A 15312-nucleotide genomic window follows, 5' to 3' on the forward strand; every position below is an offset into this window, starting at 1 on the left:
CCCGGCCCCGATTGGCCCGACATGTCCGTGCAGGACGCAATCAACAGGAGATACCCCATGGCTTTCGACCTTCCCGATCTGCCCTATGCCCATGACGCACTTGCCGACAAAGGCATGTCCAAGGAGACGTTGGAGTATCACCACGACCTGCATCACAAGGCCTATGTCGACAACGGCAACAAGCTGATTTCCGGAACGGAATGGGCCGACAAGACCTTGGAAGAGATCATCGTCGGGACGTATGATGCCACCAGCGTCGCGCAGTCTGGCATTTTCAACAACATCAGCCAGCTTTGGAACCACAACCAGTTCTGGGAAATGATGGGTCCCGGCGACAACAAAATGCCCAGTGAGGTGGAGAACGCGCTGAACGAGACGTTCGGATCGGTCGAAAACTTCCACTCCGAATTCGCGGCCGCCGGTGCCGGACAATTCGGGTCGGGCTGGGCCTGGCTGGTCAAGGATGCGGATGGCGCGCTCAAGGTCACAAAGACCGAAAACGGCGTTAACCCGGTCTGCTTCGGTCAGACCGCGCTGCTGGGGTGCGACGTATGGGAGCATTCCTACTACATCGACTATCGCAACAAGCGGCCCGCATATCTGGACAACTTCCTCAAAAACCTCGTCAATTGGGAGAATGTCGCGTCGCGCATGTGACGTCGATATCGATCCGCGATGGGAGAGGGGGCCGCATGGCCCCTTTTTCTTTGGTCGGAACCGCCCGGCCATGCAGGCGTTTGTCAGCATACCATAATCACGGAGAACACCATGGCCGAGCGGAAACGTTCCAACGACGGAACCAGAGAGACGGACCAGTTCATCGAAGACATGCCCGAGACGCCTGATCAGCAGGGTCGGTCCGGCGGTCAGATCGCCCGCGATGTCGGCACCGCCGACAGCCTGGCCCGCGCCACCGAGCAGGGCGTGAAGGGTGTCACCCGCGTCACCAAATCCAAGCAGCGCGAAGACAACGTGTCCGACAGTGTCACGAAAGGAAGAGATGCATGACCAAGTTGCGCAACGGAACGATGGTCGTGATCGCGGACAGCGAAAAGGCCCTATTCGCTGTCAATCTGACGGATGGCGAAAACCCGAACTTGGATATCGTGCGCGTGGACGAAGAGGATAATCCCCCCGACCGCGAGCAGAAGGCAAATCGCGCGGGCCAGACCCACGAAAGTTCGGGTCCCGGACAGCGAAGCTACGACGACACCGATTTCCACGAACTGCAGAAAGAGCGGTTCGCAGCGGATCTGGCAGACAAGCTGTACAAGATGGCGCACAAGGGCAAGTTCGAGACGCTGGTGATCGTGGCATCGCCGCAGGTCCTGGGTGTGCTGCGCGACGAGATGCATCAGGAAGTTTCCAGCAAGGTCATTGCGGAAATCCCGAAGACGCTGACGAACCATCCGCTTCACGAGATCGAGCAACTGGTGAAGAAGGAATTGGCCGAGATGGTCTGACGGTCAGTCCAAGACGCTCAGGGCGGTCCCCGCATCGGGGGCCGTCTGCACGAAAGACAGCACCGATGCGTCGGCAAAGCCACGATCCACCACCTGATCCATCAGAGTCAGAAGCGGGTCCCAGTATCCGGCGATGTTCAGCAGAACGATAGGCTTGTCGTGTAGGCCCAACTGCCGCCAGGTAAGAACTTCGAAGAATTCGTCCAACGTGCCCGCGCCCCCCGGAAGGACGACGACGGCGTCGGCATTCATGAACATGACTTTCTTTCGTTCGTGCATCGTTTCCGTCACGACGAAGGACGTCAGATCGCGCTTTCCCACCTCCATCGACATCAGATGGGTCGGGATGACGCCGAACGTCTCGCCCCCGGCGCTCTGCACACTGCGCGCCACGCGACCCATAAGACCGACATCACCCGCCCCATAGACCAGCCGCCAGCCCCGCGCGGCGATACCTTGGCCCAGGGCCTGCGCGGCGTCGGCGAATGTCGGGTTGTCGCCATCGCGACTGCCGCAATAGACACAGATGGATTTCGTCATTGCGCAGCCATTCCCTTGATTTTGACCGCACCCTAAGGCGTTGCTAGGCTCGCAGGAACCCCGGGCAGGGGCGTGTGGGGGAATCGATATGGGAAATGACAGAGGAGTGGGGCGCGCGATCGGTGTGGCGGGTGCGATCGTCGTCATCGGCCTGACCGGATATTATCTGCTGCTTCCGATCCCCATCAAGGATCGCGGCGTCACCGACCAGGCCGTTGCGCCGGCTTCCGTGACGGCGGGCCACGAAGATCCGTCGCCGTCGTCCGACATGGACCCGGCCTTGTCTCCCACAGTTACCGACGCCGCAGATCCGACCGATCCCGCACCAAGCGAAAACATCGACACCGTCGCCTCAGCGAATGCATCGCTCCCCGCACCTATGCTCGACGCGCCCCGAACGGATGCGTCGAGCGCCCCCCGCCTCGACGTCGTGCGGATCGATCAGGAGGGATCGGCGGTCATCGCGGGCAGCGCGCCGTCGGGGGCGGACATCATCCTGCGGCTGGACGGTCAGGAAATTGGAACGGCAACGACCGACGCCAGCGGTAACTTCGTTTCCCTTTTGGAAGTCGGGGCCGCAAACGCGCCGCGGATTCTGTCGGTGGAAACCCGCGATGCCGGGGGCGTCATCAGAAAGTCCCGCGAAACGATCATCGTCGCGCCCACGTTTCCCGAAGCACCGGACGTGGCCGTCTTGCCCGATGTCGATGGCCCCGCGGTCGTCTCCGAACCAGCGGATGCAAACGGCGGCGAAACCGCTGTCGCCTCCGTTTCGCAGGACGCGATCACGCCGGGGTTGCCCGCTGCAAATGCCCCCGATGTGGCGCTGCCGTCAGTCCCGTCGCGTCCCTCGGGCAGCGCAGATATGCCCGCGTCCGGCGATGGCACCCTCGGGGCAGCCCGCGCGCCCCGCCTGTTCCGCGCCGGGCCCGACGGCGTAACGGTCATGACCGGATCTACGTCTGAACCGGGCGTGACCGAAACCCTTGGGATCGATGCAATCAGTTATGACGCCGCCGGGACCGTGTCGTTGGCGGGGACTGGTCGGCGCAACAGCGAATTGCGCATCTATCTGAACGACGAACCGATTCAGCTGGCTCGCGTGGGGCAGGGCGGAACATGGTCTTCGCCCCTGCCGAACGTGGACAGCGGCGTCTATAGGCTTCGGGTGGACAGTCTCGACGCCGATGGATCGGTGGAGGCACGGGTCGAAACGCCATTTCAACGGACCGCGCCCGAAGTGGCGGCCGCATCGCGCCGCGATGGTGTCAGTGCGATCACAGTGCAGCCCGGATTCACCCTTTGGGCAATTTCGGAAGGATACTTCGGCGACGGAGTCCAATACGTCCAGATCTTCGAGAAGAACCGAGATCAGATCCGCGATCCGGATTTGATTTTCCCCGGTCAGGTTTTCGATCTGCCGAGCGCGCGTTAGGCCCGGTTTCCATTCCAAGACGCGCGCCATAGAGTTTGCCGGACCCTGAACGGAACACCTATGCGCCGCACCACCCTGACCACGACCGAAGCCCCCGCCGGCGCTTTGGGCATCATCAAGCGTGTCATTCCCTACCTTTGGCCCGAAAACGACCGCCCCGTTCGGATCCGCGTCGTCGCCGCGCTGGTCATGTTGGTGGTGGCCAAGCTGATCGCGGTTACGACGCCCTTTTTCTACAAAGGTGCGGTCGACGCCCTGGCCCCCGAGGTCATCACGCCGGCCTGGGCGCTCGGCCTTGGTGCGATGGGGCTGACGGTCGTCTATGGCGGTGCCCGCGCGCTCAACATCGGGTTCCAGCAGCTGCGCGACGTCATTTTCGCCAGCGTTGGGCAACGTGCCCTGCGTCGCCTGGCCGCCGAGACCTTCACCCATATGCACCGTCTTTCGATGCGCTATCACATCACACGCAAGACCGGCGGCCTGTCCCGGATCATCGAGAGGGGGGTGAAAGGCGTCGACTTCCTGCTTCGTTTCCTCTTGTTTTCGATCGGGCCGCTCGTGCTGGAGCTGCTGCTGATCTCCGCCATCCTCTTCTTCGTTTTCGATGTCTGGTATCTCGTGATCGTCATGGTCACCATCGCGGCCTACGTCGCCTTCACCTTCAAGGTCACGGAATGGCGCGTGCGCATTCGCAAGGTGATGAACGACGAAGATACTGACGCGAACCAGAAGGCGATCGACAGCCTGTTGAATTTCGAAACGGTCAAGTATTTCGGGGCCGAAGCACGAGAAGCGGACCGCTACGACGGTGCGATGAAAAACTACGAGGCCGCTGCGCTCAAGACGGCCTATTCGCTCGCCTTCCTGAACTTCGGTCAGGCGCTTCTGATTACCGCCGGATTGGTCGGCGTCATGGTTCTCGCCGCGCTTGGCGTCCAACGCGGCGATCTGACCGTCGGCGACTTCGTGATGGTGAACGCCTATATGGTGCAGATCACGATGCCGCTAAATTTCCTCGGGACCGTTTATCGGGAGATCCGCCAGGCGCTGGTCGATATGGGCGAAATGTTCGGCCTTCTGGAGCAGCCGACCGAGGTGAAGGACGCGGTCGACGCCAAGGATCTTATGGTGCCCCGGGGTCAGGTGGCCTTTCGCGATGTTCATTTTGGATACGACGATGCGCGCCCGATCCTGCAAGGCGTGACTTTTACAGTGGAGCCCGGACAAACGGTCGCGGTGGTCGGCCCCTCCGGGGCGGGAAAATCGACGATCGGACGATTGCTTTTCCGCTTTTATGACGTCGGGTCCGGCGCGATCGAGATCGACGGCCAGGATCTTCGCGCCGTCACCCAGGACTCGCTGCACGCGCGCATCGGGGTCGTGCCGCAGGACACCGTTCTGTTCAATGACACGATCCGCTACAACATCGCTTACGGTCGGCCCAATGCGACATTCTCCGAAATTCAGGCCGCCGCGCGGGCGGCGCGGATCGAGACATTCATCGATGCCCTGCCCGACGGATACGAGACGACCGTGGGGGAGCGGGGCCTGAAGCTGTCGGGCGGTGAAAAGCAGCGGGTCGGCATCGCGCGGACCCTGCTCAAGGATCCGCCCATCCTCCTTCTGGACGAGGCGACATCGGCGCTGGACACGGAAACCGAGCGCTCAATTCAAGCGGAATTGCGTGCGATGTCTGCGGGCCGATCCGTCATCACGATCGCCCATCGCCTGTCGACTGTGGTAGATGCGGATCAGATCCTCGTTCTGGAAAACGGCGAAATTACCGAACATGGGACGCATGAGACGCTTTTGGCGGAGCAGGGTAGATATGCCGCCATGTGGAGCAGGCAATTGTCCGAGGATGAAGCCGCCGCCTGATCGTCGAAGCATATCAGGAAATCTACCGTCTCAGAAAAGTTCCACCGACGGATCGGACGTGGTTCGGCCCCGCCCGCTCAACCGGTCACGCAGCGAAGTCTGTTGAATGCTCTCCAGAAGATCGTCGGAGATGAGGGGCTGGTCGGCGCTGGTCCGGATCGCCATCGACCCGAAAAGGGAGGCCAGATCCGCGAGTGTCTGTTGAACGGTGTCCAAAGCCTGCATGTCCTGGGCGAGCGCCACTTGGTCGGCCATCTCGATCCGGTGGCCCAATCGATCCTGCAGATCGGTCAGGGCATCGGACGCCATGCGGCATTCGTGCGCGATCCGCGTTGCAAATACTTCGGAAGACGTTCCCTTCATAAGCGCCCGACCACCGCTTCGATGGAATCCTTGAGTTGTGGGAGTGCGAAAGGCTTGTTCAGGAAGTTATTCATTCCCAAAGACTTTCCGGTTTTGATGATCGTATCGTCGCTGCGTCCAGTAATGAGAATGAAACCGATCTTCTGCGTTTTTTCGTCTGCGCGTAGCTGTTGAAGCAGTTCAAGACCATTCATTTCAGGCATGTAAAGATCCGACAGAACTAGATGCGGACGCGTCTGACGCGCTTGCAACATGCCCGTCTTTCCGTTCTCGGCGTAGGCGACACTCGTGATGCCAAGCGCATCTAGTCCTTGCAGCAAGATCCCCCGGCTCGTCGACATGTCGTCGACCACCAGCACTCGAAGCATGTCTCTCAAGGCCATGACGGAGCAGCCCCCGTCTTGCCACGAGGACATGTTGCATCATCGGTCCGAACAAAAGCGGTCCGCCCGGCAGGACTCATCGGCGGTAGCGCCCCCAATAGTCTTTCGGAATGCCCGACCGCCAACAGGCCACCGGGGACGAGCCTGGCACGAAGCATCGCGTGAACCGCCTCCTGTGCCGGACGGCTGAAATAGATGGTCACGTTGCGACAGAAGATTGCATCGAAGTTATCGTATCCAATCAGGGGATCGAGAAGATTGTGTTGGCGGTACTCGATCCCGATATGAAGCTCCGCAAACAGTTTCTCGGCTGTACCAGCGCGCCGGCGACCCGTAGTGGGAATACCGTCCGGCAGATCCGATAAGGCTTCGCCGAGCACCGCGACATCGATTGGAGTGCGTGCGCGTGCGATGACCGTTTCATCGACATCCGTCGCGAGGATTTTGACTTTTCGATGCCAGTCCGATCCCAGGACGGCACGGCAGGTCGCGGCGATCGAGAGAGGTTCTTCCCCGGTGGCGCATCCTGCCGACCAAATACGGTATTTCGAATTGGAGGCATCCGTTTCGTGCGCGCCGAGGTGTGCCGCAAGAATGGCAAAGTGATGCGGTTCGCGAAACACACTGGTGACGTTCGTCGTGAGGGCTGCGATGAATTGTAAACGTTCGGCGCGACCTTCCGGGGTCTGCTCGCGGACAAGGTGGAGGTATAGACCGAAATCCTGCAAGCCGGTCATGCGTAACCGCCGTTGTAAGCGCGATGCAACGAACGCCTGTTTGGCGGCGGGCATGTATAGCCCGGCTTCGGCCTCGGCGATCTGAGCAAATGCGCTGTAATGTCGAACATCCATCGGAATCACGCGATATGATCCTCGATGCGCGTGTCGACACGCGGCAGGATCTGGGCCGTGGCAAGGACCTGTATCATCGTATCATCGACGACGAACAGGCGTTCGGCCATGGCCTGCCCGTCGTCATTCGCCACGTGCGGCACGTCCTGTAGTTGATCGAGACGGGGATGAACGATGTCGGAGACGGCATCGACGAGCAGGCCGTGAACCCGGGTGCCGTCCTGTACGACCACGATGACGTTGCGAGGATGATCTTCGGTCCTCGACTGACCCATCCGCTGTGCAAGATCCATGACCGGCAGAACGGATCCCCTCAGATTGACCATGCCGCGCATATAGGGAGGGGCGTGGGGCAACGGGGTCGGCTCGCTCCAGCCGCGAATTTCGCGAACGCACATGATGTCGACGGCATAGGCCTGGCCACCGCACCGGAACGTCAGCAACTCCGTCGAGGGGGCTGGGGCCTCGTTTTCAGGAGGTGGAACGGAGTCGATCTGCTGGGCGTGAAGTTCGTTCATATCACTCTGGCCTCCGGTTGGACGGTCGGACGACATTCGTGGAACCCCGAGGAGGCCGCGATCCCGATCGGGTCGACGATGAGTGCGATCTGCCCATCACCAAGGATCGTGGCGGCCGATACACACGGGACGTTCCCGAAATTCTCACCAAGGCCCTTGATCACGACCTGCCGCTGCGCCTCGATCGCGTCGACGCGGATCGCGAAGGGACCGCCTTCATCGGGCTCTACGAAGAGGAGGGCGGCGTCTTCTCCGGCCGTAAGGTTCTCGAGAGTTGGAAATCCCATACCGACACTCAGATCGATCATGGGAACGTAGCGATCGTGGAGTCGTGCGACCGGATGCCGTCCAGCGATATGTTCCGTACGGGCCGTGCTGAGCGTCTGGGTTTCCACAATGACGGACAGCGGAATGACCATCCGCTGATCGTTACTTCGCACGATCATCCCGTCGAGAATGGCGAGCGTCAGCGGAAGACTGATCGAGATCTTGCATCCCTGTCCTTCGCTCGAAGCGATCGAGATTGTGCCGTTGAGGTCACGGATCGCGCGCTGCACCACATCCATGCCGACCCCCCGGCCAGACAGTGCAGACACTTCGGTCGATGTCGAAAATCCGGGCATGAACAGAAGCCTGTCGATTTCTGCAGCCTCCAATGTCTTGCCCTCGGGTATCAGGCCGCATTCCAAGGCGCGTTTGAGCACTCGGGTTCGATCGATCCCACGCCCATCGTCCGAGATCTCGATCACCACCCGGTCCGACTGTTGGCGCGCGCTCAGCCGGAGGATGCCAGCCGGTGCTTTTCCCGCGTCCATTCTTTCCTTTGGAGTCTCAAGGCCATGATCGATGGCATTGCGGATCATGTGCGTCAACGGATCTGCCAATCGTTCGACGACCGTCTTGTCGATCTCCGTCGCTTCCCCTTCCGTCTCGAGCGTCACCTGTTTTTCCGTAGCCTGCGCCGTTTCCCGAACGATCCGAGTCATCCGCTGGAACAAGGATTTCACCGGCTGCGCCCGGATCGCCATTACGCTGTCCTGCATGTCGCGGGTCAGTTGCTGCAAATCATCGAGGTTGGAAACGGCTTCGGAATGCTGATCCAGACCCGCGCGGGTCATGCCTTGTGCGAGCATGGACTGGCTTATGACCAACTCTCCGACGAGGTTCACGAGACGATCGACACGTGCAAGATCGACCCGGATTGTTGTCGAGAATTGTCGAGGGGCCGTGGAGGGGAGGCGACCCGATGGTGCCGACGGTTCATTTCCGAGCTGAGCCACCCGGGGCGTGTCGTCGGGCAAAGGCGCTGGAAGCGACGATCCTGCGACAGGGTCCGCCGGATCGGTGATGGCGGAGACGTCACCGCTTGGCGCGCTTTCTTCGACGCAGACGATATCGAGCACACACAAATTGACGGCGAACTCAAAGACGCTTTCGATTTCGGTTTCGGTCAAGTCCGGCGCGGAGGGTGCGATGACGATCTTCCATCGCAGTCGTGGCTCCTTCGGATCCATCTCCGAAAGGGGGGGCAAGTCGGCGTCGAAAGCCTCGACTTTGAGTGGTCCCATGACTTCGAGCGCCCGGAACAGGAACAGCGGTTCGTTCCCGCTTATCAAAAGGTCCGGGAGCGGCTCGAACTGCAGGATCCATTTGCGGCAGCAATCACATGATTCTGTCGCATAACGAGGGGTTTCCGACGCTGCGGCAGTTTCCGATCGCAAGTCGTCTGACTGATCCGACGCGGGGAACTCCAAGTCCAGCGCTAAGGGCGCGAAGGATATCTCTTCATCCACCGTCCCAGATCCATCTGCCAGATCTGACACGAGCGCCCTGAGATCCGAAGTGTCCGGCAGCACCGACTCCTCGGCGGAACGCGAAGCGGAAACGAGGTCGCCCAGCTGGTCGCTGGCGCGCAGTAGCACGGCGATGACCGCCGGGTCCGGCATCAGACGACCTGACCGCAGCGCATCAAGCGATGTCTCGAACTCATGGGCAAATGCCACCAGAACGGCGAGGTCGAAGGCACCGGCCCCCCCCTTGATCGAATGGACGGCGCGGAAGACGGCATCGATGGTATCGACGTCCTGGTCGCCGGACTGCAGGGCAAGGAGGCCCGACTCCAGGCTCTCCATCAGGTCTCCGCATTCCTCGAAGAACGTCGCCATGATCGCGTCGAACGGATTCATCAGGTTAGACCTGTCACCGTGCGCAGGGCACCGACAAGGCGAGCGGGGTCGAAAGGTTTGACGATCCAGCCGGTCGCTCCGGCCGCCCGCGCCTTCAGTTTCAGTTCACGCGCGCCTTCAGTCGTGAGCACGAGGATTGGAATGCCGGCAAATTTGTCCTGTTTGCGGACACGGTCGATAAAGCCGAACCCGTCGAGGCGCGGCATATTCACATCCGTCAGAATGGCGTCCGGATAAGGTTCCAGACCCTCCAGCACCTCCAGGCCATGAATACCGTCTTCGGCCAGGGTCGTCTCGATCCCCTCCCGCTCCAGCGTGAGGCGGACCATGTCACGGATGGTACGGCTGTCGTCGATCGCAAGCACCCTCACGATGTCTTCTCTGCCGTGTGGAGACGCTCGAAGGGCACGCCCAGTGTTTTCAAGGAGGCCATGAAACCACGTGAGGCATTCGCGATGGCGAGCGTTTTGTCGTTGGACCGCTGATGGTCGCACGCCGCCATCAGAACCTGCAACGCGGATGTCATGACGACATTGACGCCGCTTGCATCCAAAATCAGGTCGCGGGTCTTTGACAGAACCATGTCGCGCAGGGCCACGGCCACGCCGATGTCCATCCGCTCCGGCAAGACAATCGTACCATCGGTTTCCGACAGATCGGTCATTTATCACACCGCAGCATCGCGCACCGCCTCTCTCGATTTCAGTGAGGCAGGCCTAGGCTACAGGTCGCTAAGAAAGGGTTACCCTGTTGCCGCTCCGGACGAATAATTTCCACCCCGCGCCACGATTTCCGCAAGATGTGCGGCCCCCCCGGCAAGGGCGGCGAAGTCGTCATCCACAAGATACACGGGGAAATTTCCCATGAAGCCGGCGAACCGCCCCTTGTCCCGGAAGGCCCCTTGAAAATCCATGGCCTGAAGGTGCGGTCCCATCGCGCGGGCGACGCCTCCGACCAGATAGACGCCGCCGAGTGGCAGGTGGATCAGCGCAAGATTGCCCGCGACCGTTCCAAGGATCCGAATGAATTGCTGCACGGCGGCCTGCGCGCGCGGGTTCGATGCGATCTGACCCATGATTTCAGCCGCGCGCAGGTCTGCGGGGTCGCCCGCCTCGCTGCTGAGCCACCTGTAGACCTGTTCAAGACCCCGACCGGACAGGACATCCTCGACCGCCGGGAAGCCGTGGGCGGTCGACACGAAATTGCACAGGCTCAGCTCGGCCTCCGTCCGGATCGGCAGGTTCGCATGGCCGGATTCCGACGGCGGGACATAGCGTCCATTCGGTGTCTGATGGACCGGGGCCGCATTGAAGCCGGTGCCCACCCCGATCACCAGACGCGCGGCATCGGCGTGCTGGGGCGCATCCACGACGGTCTGGCATTTGTCGTCGGCGATATGACCCAAAGCATGTCCTTGCGCCTGCAGGTCATTGAGGATCGCCGTATGACGTGCGCCCGTCGCCTGGATCAGCCGGCTTGCGTCGATCGACCAATCGAGGTTCGTCAATTCCGCCCGCCCGTCCGACACCGGGCCGGCGACCGCGACACAGGCCCCAAGCGGGTCGGGACCGGGTTCATCCAGGCGGTACTGCCGCAAGACGGGGGCGAGGTTGGCAAAATCCTTGTTCGCATAGCGACGGATCGTATCCGTTCGAACGGCCCCGCCATCGGCCATCGCGACGCGGGTATTGGTGCCACCGACATCGGCCACGAGGAAAAGCTGTTCGGTCATGAAGCGTCCGTATCAATGGCCCAACGCACGGGCAAGCGCGCGATAGCTGGCCTTGGGCGTTCGGGCCTGGGTTTCGAAATCGACATGGACCAGACCGAACCGCTTGCCATAGCCAAGAGCCCATTCGTAATTGTCCAGCAGCGACCAGACCGTATAGCCCCGCAGCGGAATACCGTCGGAAACCAGATCCCTTGCGACGGACAGATGTGCATCAAGATAGGCGATACGCGCGTCATCGGGCTGATCGGGGCGTCCCGCATGAGCGATGCCGTTTTCCGTCACGAACAGGGGCGTGTCGCCGGTATATTCGGCGACCGTGCGGCGCAGAAGCCAGTCGAAGCCTTCGGGACAAATTTCCCATCCCATATCGGTCTTGGGCGGCGGGCCGGATACCATCCCGATCGCAGGCCATTCGTTCCCATGCCTGCGCAGGCGCTGACAGGTGTAGTAGTTAATACCAAACCAATCAATTGGTTGCGAGATGACCTTCATGTCATTTTGCCAGTTGTCGGGCATAAGCTCCGACAGACCGTCCAGCACGTCTTCGGGGTATTCGCCGTGCGTGAAGGCGCCGGCGAACCAGCGGTTGTAGATCCCGTCATACAGCGTCGCTGCGGCCTCGTCCTCGGCCCGGTCGCTGGCCGGAATGGCGTATTCCATGTTGCAGACCGCGCCCAGGTTGGTGGCCGATGTCGCGCGCAGCGCCTCGATCGCCATTCCATGGGCCAGGGCGACGTGGTGCATGGCCTTGGCCGCGGCCCCCAGATCCGTCAGGCCGGGCGCGTGGTGGCCCATGTAATGGCTGAGCCAGGCCACGCACCACGGTTCGTTCACGGGCGCGGTGGAAAACAAGCGGTCGCCCAGACGGTTGCCGATCAGATGGGCGAAATCCGCGAACCGCTCGGGAATCTCGCGGACGGTCCAGCCGCCGCGTGCGGCCAGCGTCTCGGGCAGTTCCCAGTGGTAAAGCGTCGCCATGGGTTTCAGCCCGCGCTCCAACATGCCGTCGACAAGGCGGTCATAGAAATCAATGCCTTCGCGATTGACCTTCACACCATCGGGCATCACCCGCGCCCAGGACGTAGAGAAGCGATAGGCGTCAAAGCCCGCATCGCGCAAAAGGTCGAGATCTTCGGGCCAGCGATGATAATGATCGCAGGCGATGCGTCCGTCTTCGCCGTTGACCACCTTGCCCGGCGTCCGGGCGAAGATGTCCCAATGCGTCGGGCCTGCACCGCCGAAACCGTGCCCCTCTATCTGATAGGCCGACGTGGCGGCCGCGAATAGGAAGTCGTCGGGGAAGTCGCTGCGACGGATCGAGAATTCGGTCATGATCGTCTTTCCGAAAGAGGGGCGGGGCCGGTAGAGCCGCCGAGCACCAGATCGCATTCCCAGACGTCTTGCACGGGCGGGGCCCGTTCTGCGCCGATCTGGGCCAGCAGAACCTCGGCGCAGCGGCGGCCGGCGGCGCGCACGGACGACCGTGTGCCCGTGAAGATCGGGACGTCTTCGCCGTTCATCAGGTAGCTGAGCATATCGTCGTGAATCACGACGGACACGTCGCGCCCCATGCGCAGACCCCGATCCTCGATCGCGCGCCGCACACCGATCGCCATGATCAGGGACGAGACGAGGAAGGCGGTCGGCGCGTCGGCGCGCGCAAGCATCCGTGCGGCGTTGGCGTGACCCTGATGCTCGGTCATCTCGGTGGAAGACATCAGGTCGGGCAGGGGGACAAGGGACCGACCGGTCAACGCCCTCTCGAACCCGGTGCGGCGGCGACGGGCGAAATCCATCCCTTCGAGGCCATTGAGAAACGCGATCCTTCGATGCCCCAGATCGAGCAGCAGGTCAGTCGCCCGCTGAAACGCGCGGGCGTTGTCGATGTCGATGAAACTATAGTCCGTTTGCTCGACGGCGGCGCGGCCGTGGACGACGAAGGGCAGGCCCGTTTCGCGCAACAGGGCGATCCGGGGGTCGTCGTCGCGGGGTCCATGCACGATCAGGCCGTCGACGGACCCCGCATCGGCCATCTGGCGATAGGCGCGTTCCTCGTCGCCATCCGGGACGACGGATAGCAGCATGTCGTATCCGGCGCGGGCATAGACTTCTCCGGCACCCGCGATGAAATCGGCGAAGATCGGGTTCACCATTTCATGATTCAGGGCGGTGGGAATCACGTGACCGATCGCCATCGCGCGGCCCGTGGCCAGCGACGCGGCCCGCCGATTGGGGCTGTATCCGTGCTGACGCGCGGCATCGCGCACCCGCCGTCGGGTCTCTTCCTTAACCTCCGGATAGCCGCCGAGCGCACGGCTGACCGTGGTCGGGGACAGTCCCAGCAGTTTTGAAAACTGTTTCAGGTTCAAGGCAAAGCCCTATTCAAACCGATTTCGATTGAAGTCGCATATTTTTTGACACCCGTCAATCCGCAGCCCAATCTGCCCAAGATGCGGTCTTCGGGGGATATGCGAAACAGGGGTTTGGCGACGATTTCGTTGACACTGCCTGAAAACTGAACGACGGTGAAATGATCAAAGCGGTTTGGAAAAATGCCGCGATGCAGCAAGATATGCGGGTATCCGCATCGGGAGGAAATATGAAGAATTTGTTGAACGGCACGGCGATTGTCCTGCTGACGGCGGGCGTCGCCTCGGCCGACGCGCATGCCCCCTTCGCCGTGGGCGAGGGCGACTTCACCTGGGATAGCCTGACTGCCTACGGCGAGGCGAACGACCTGTCGGGGCAGACGATCACGATGTTCGGTCCTTGGCGTGGCGATGACCAAGCCCTCGTCGAGAGCGTGCTGGGCTATTTCGAGGAAGCGACCGGCGCGACCGTCGATTACTCTTCCTCCGAAAACTACGAACAGCAAATCGTGATCGACGCCGAAGCCGGCTCCCCGCCCGATGTCGCTGTCCTGCCGCAGCCCGGCCTGATCGCGAATCTGGCCAGCCGCGGCTTCATTCAGCCCCTGGGCGACGAGACCGAAAGCTGGCTGCAGGAGAATTACGCCGCGGGCGACAGCTGGGTGTCCCTGGGCACCTATGCCGGCCCCGACGGCGAGGATCGCCTCTATGCGTTCCCTTATAAGATCGACGTAAAATCGCTGGTCTGGTACTCGCCTGAAAACTTCGAGGATGCGGGCTACGAAATCCCCGAATCCATGGAAGAGCTCAAGGCCCTGACCGAAGAAATGGCCGCCAACGGCGAGACGCCGTGGTGCATCGGTCTGGGGTCCGGCGGTGCGACCGGTTGGCCCGCGACCGACTGGGTCGAAGACATGATGCTGCGTACGCAGCCCCCCGAAACCTACGACGCCTGGGTCAACCACGAGATCCCGTTCGACGATCCGGCCGTCATCGAGGCGATCGAGGAATTCGGCTTCTTTGCGCGCACGGACGCTCATGTGGCCGGTGGTGCCGGTGCCGTCGCCTCGACCGACTTCCGCGACAGCCCCAAGGGCCTCTTCGCCTCGCCGCCGCAATGCTACATGCATCACCAGGCATCGTTCATCCCGACCTTCTTCCCCGAAGGCATCGAGTTGGGTGTCGACGCGGATTTCTTTTACATGCCGTCCTACGACAGCAAGGATCTGGGCAACCCGGTCCTGGGCGCGGGCACGCTTACCTTCGTCATGACGGAAAATCCGGCCGCCGCGGCCTTTGTGGAGTTCCTCAAGACCCCGATCGCGCATGAGCTGTGGATGGCGCAGTCCGGTTTCCTGACCCCGTTCAAGAGCGTGAACACCGACACCTATGCCAACGAGACGCTGAAAAAGCAGGGTGACATCCTTCTGGATGCGACGACCTTCCGCTTCGACGCCTCCGATCTGATGCCGGGTGCCGTCGGTGCGGGCAGTTTCTGGACCGGCATGGTCGACTACGCCGGGGGCAAATCCGCCGAGGAAGTGGCCGCCGAAATCGAAGCCTCCTGGCCCGACGAGTAAGATAACGCGCAAGA

At 61.7% G+C, this 15312-nt stretch carries 17 protein-coding genes; 6 read left to right on the plus strand and 11 right to left on the minus strand.

Annotation, left to right across the window (positions count from 1 at the left end):
* Positions 1–57: 57 nt before the first annotated feature.
* The 3 genes from JDO7802_RS13290 to JDO7802_RS13300 all read left to right on the plus strand — a co-directional run bounded on the left by JDO7802_RS13290 (position 58) and on the right by JDO7802_RS13300 (position 1463).
* Positions 58–657: a superoxide dismutase gene (locus JDO7802_RS13290; RefSeq protein WP_055086332.1), complete on the plus strand. Its 600-nt coding sequence runs from the start codon at positions 58–60 to the stop codon at positions 655–657.
* 111 nt (positions 658–768) lie between these two features.
* The gene (locus JDO7802_RS13295; RefSeq protein WP_055086334.1) at positions 769–1008 is read left to right on the plus strand and encodes a hypothetical protein; all 240 of its coding nucleotides are present in this window, start codon (positions 769–771) and stop codon (positions 1006–1008) included.
* Entirely contained in the window at positions 1005–1463 is a 459-nt protein-coding gene (locus tag JDO7802_RS13300; protein ID WP_055086336.1) for a host attachment family protein, read from the plus strand. The genes JDO7802_RS13295 and JDO7802_RS13300 overlap by 4 nt, the downstream gene beginning before the upstream one ends.
* A gap of 3 nt (positions 1464–1466) precedes the next feature.
* On the opposite strand, the gene JDO7802_RS13305 is transcribed toward JDO7802_RS13300, so the two are convergent.
* The gene (locus tag JDO7802_RS13305) at positions 1467–2003 is read right to left on the minus strand and encodes an LOG family protein (RefSeq protein WP_055086338.1); all 537 of its coding nucleotides are present in this window, start codon (positions 2001–2003) and stop codon (positions 1467–1469) included.
* A gap of 88 nt (positions 2004–2091) precedes the next feature.
* Between JDO7802_RS13305 and JDO7802_RS13310 the strand changes: the two genes are divergently transcribed.
* Positions 2092–3438: a LysM peptidoglycan-binding domain-containing protein gene (locus tag JDO7802_RS13310; protein WP_144430614.1), complete on the plus strand. Its 1347-nt coding sequence runs from the start codon at positions 2092–2094 to the stop codon at positions 3436–3438.
* Between the two features lie 60 nt (positions 3439–3498).
* Entirely contained in the window at positions 3499–5316 is a 1818-nt protein-coding gene (locus JDO7802_RS13315) for an ABCB family ABC transporter ATP-binding protein/permease (RefSeq protein WP_055086342.1), read from the plus strand.
* A 30-nt stretch (positions 5317–5346) separates the two neighbouring features.
* Here the strand turns inward: JDO7802_RS13315 and JDO7802_RS13320 are convergent, their stop codons facing one another.
* From JDO7802_RS13320 to JDO7802_RS13365, 10 genes are all read right to left on the minus strand, one after another.
* A complete protein-coding gene (locus tag JDO7802_RS13320) occupies positions 5347–5625 on the minus strand; it encodes a hypothetical protein (protein ID WP_144430615.1) in 279 nt (92 codons plus the stop codon).
* A gap of 50 nt (positions 5626–5675) precedes the next feature.
* Entirely contained in the window at positions 5676–6062 is a 387-nt protein-coding gene (locus JDO7802_RS13325) for a response regulator (protein ID WP_055086345.1), read from the minus strand.
* Positions 6053–6913 (minus strand): CheR family methyltransferase, encoded by an 861-nt coding sequence (locus tag JDO7802_RS13330; protein WP_245624236.1) that lies wholly within the window; start codon positions 6911–6913, stop codon positions 6053–6055. Before JDO7802_RS13330 ends, JDO7802_RS13325 begins: the two co-directional genes overlap by 10 nt.
* A 5-nt stretch (positions 6914–6918) precedes the next feature.
* Positions 6919–7431 carry a chemotaxis protein CheW gene (locus tag JDO7802_RS13335; RefSeq protein ID WP_083481166.1) on the minus strand — a complete coding sequence of 171 codons (513 nt, stop codon included), beginning with the start codon at positions 7429–7431 and terminating at the stop codon, positions 6919–6921.
* On the minus strand, positions 7428–9617 hold the full coding sequence (locus JDO7802_RS13340) for a chemotaxis protein CheA (protein WP_055086349.1): 2190 nt from the start codon (positions 9615–9617) through the stop codon (positions 7428–7430). Before JDO7802_RS13340 ends, JDO7802_RS13335 begins: the two co-directional genes overlap by 4 nt.
* Positions 9617–9988 carry a response regulator gene (locus JDO7802_RS13345; RefSeq protein ID WP_275934859.1) on the minus strand — a complete coding sequence of 124 codons (372 nt, stop codon included), beginning with the start codon at positions 9986–9988 and terminating at the stop codon, positions 9617–9619. Before JDO7802_RS13345 ends, JDO7802_RS13340 begins: the two co-directional genes overlap by 1 nt.
* Entirely contained in the window at positions 9985–10281 is a 297-nt protein-coding gene (locus tag JDO7802_RS13350; RefSeq protein ID WP_055086350.1) for an STAS domain-containing protein, read from the minus strand. Before JDO7802_RS13350 ends, JDO7802_RS13345 begins: the two co-directional genes overlap by 4 nt.
* Positions 10282–10359: 78 nt before the next feature.
* Positions 10360–11349: a glucokinase gene (locus JDO7802_RS13355; protein ID WP_055086352.1), complete on the minus strand. Its 990-nt coding sequence runs from the start codon at positions 11347–11349 to the stop codon at positions 10360–10362.
* 12 nt (positions 11350–11361) lie between these two features.
* A complete protein-coding gene (locus JDO7802_RS13360; protein WP_055086354.1) occupies positions 11362–12681 on the minus strand; it encodes a GH1 family beta-glucosidase in 1320 nt (439 codons plus the stop codon).
* The gene (locus JDO7802_RS13365) at positions 12678–13718 is read right to left on the minus strand and encodes a LacI family DNA-binding transcriptional regulator (protein ID WP_055086356.1); all 1041 of its coding nucleotides are present in this window, start codon (positions 13716–13718) and stop codon (positions 12678–12680) included. The genes JDO7802_RS13360 and JDO7802_RS13365 overlap by 4 nt, the downstream gene beginning before the upstream one ends.
* Positions 13719–13948: 230 nt before the next feature.
* Between JDO7802_RS13365 and JDO7802_RS13370 the strand changes: the two genes are divergently transcribed.
* Positions 13949–15298 carry an ABC transporter substrate-binding protein gene (locus JDO7802_RS13370; RefSeq protein WP_055087251.1) on the plus strand — a complete coding sequence of 450 codons (1350 nt, stop codon included), beginning with the start codon at positions 13949–13951 and terminating at the stop codon, positions 15296–15298.
* The last annotated feature ends 14 nt before the right edge of the window (positions 15299–15312 follow it).

The organism is Jannaschia donghaensis (assembly GCF_001403795.1).
Lineage (GTDB): Bacteria > Pseudomonadota > Alphaproteobacteria > Rhodobacterales > Rhodobacteraceae > Jannaschia > Jannaschia donghaensis.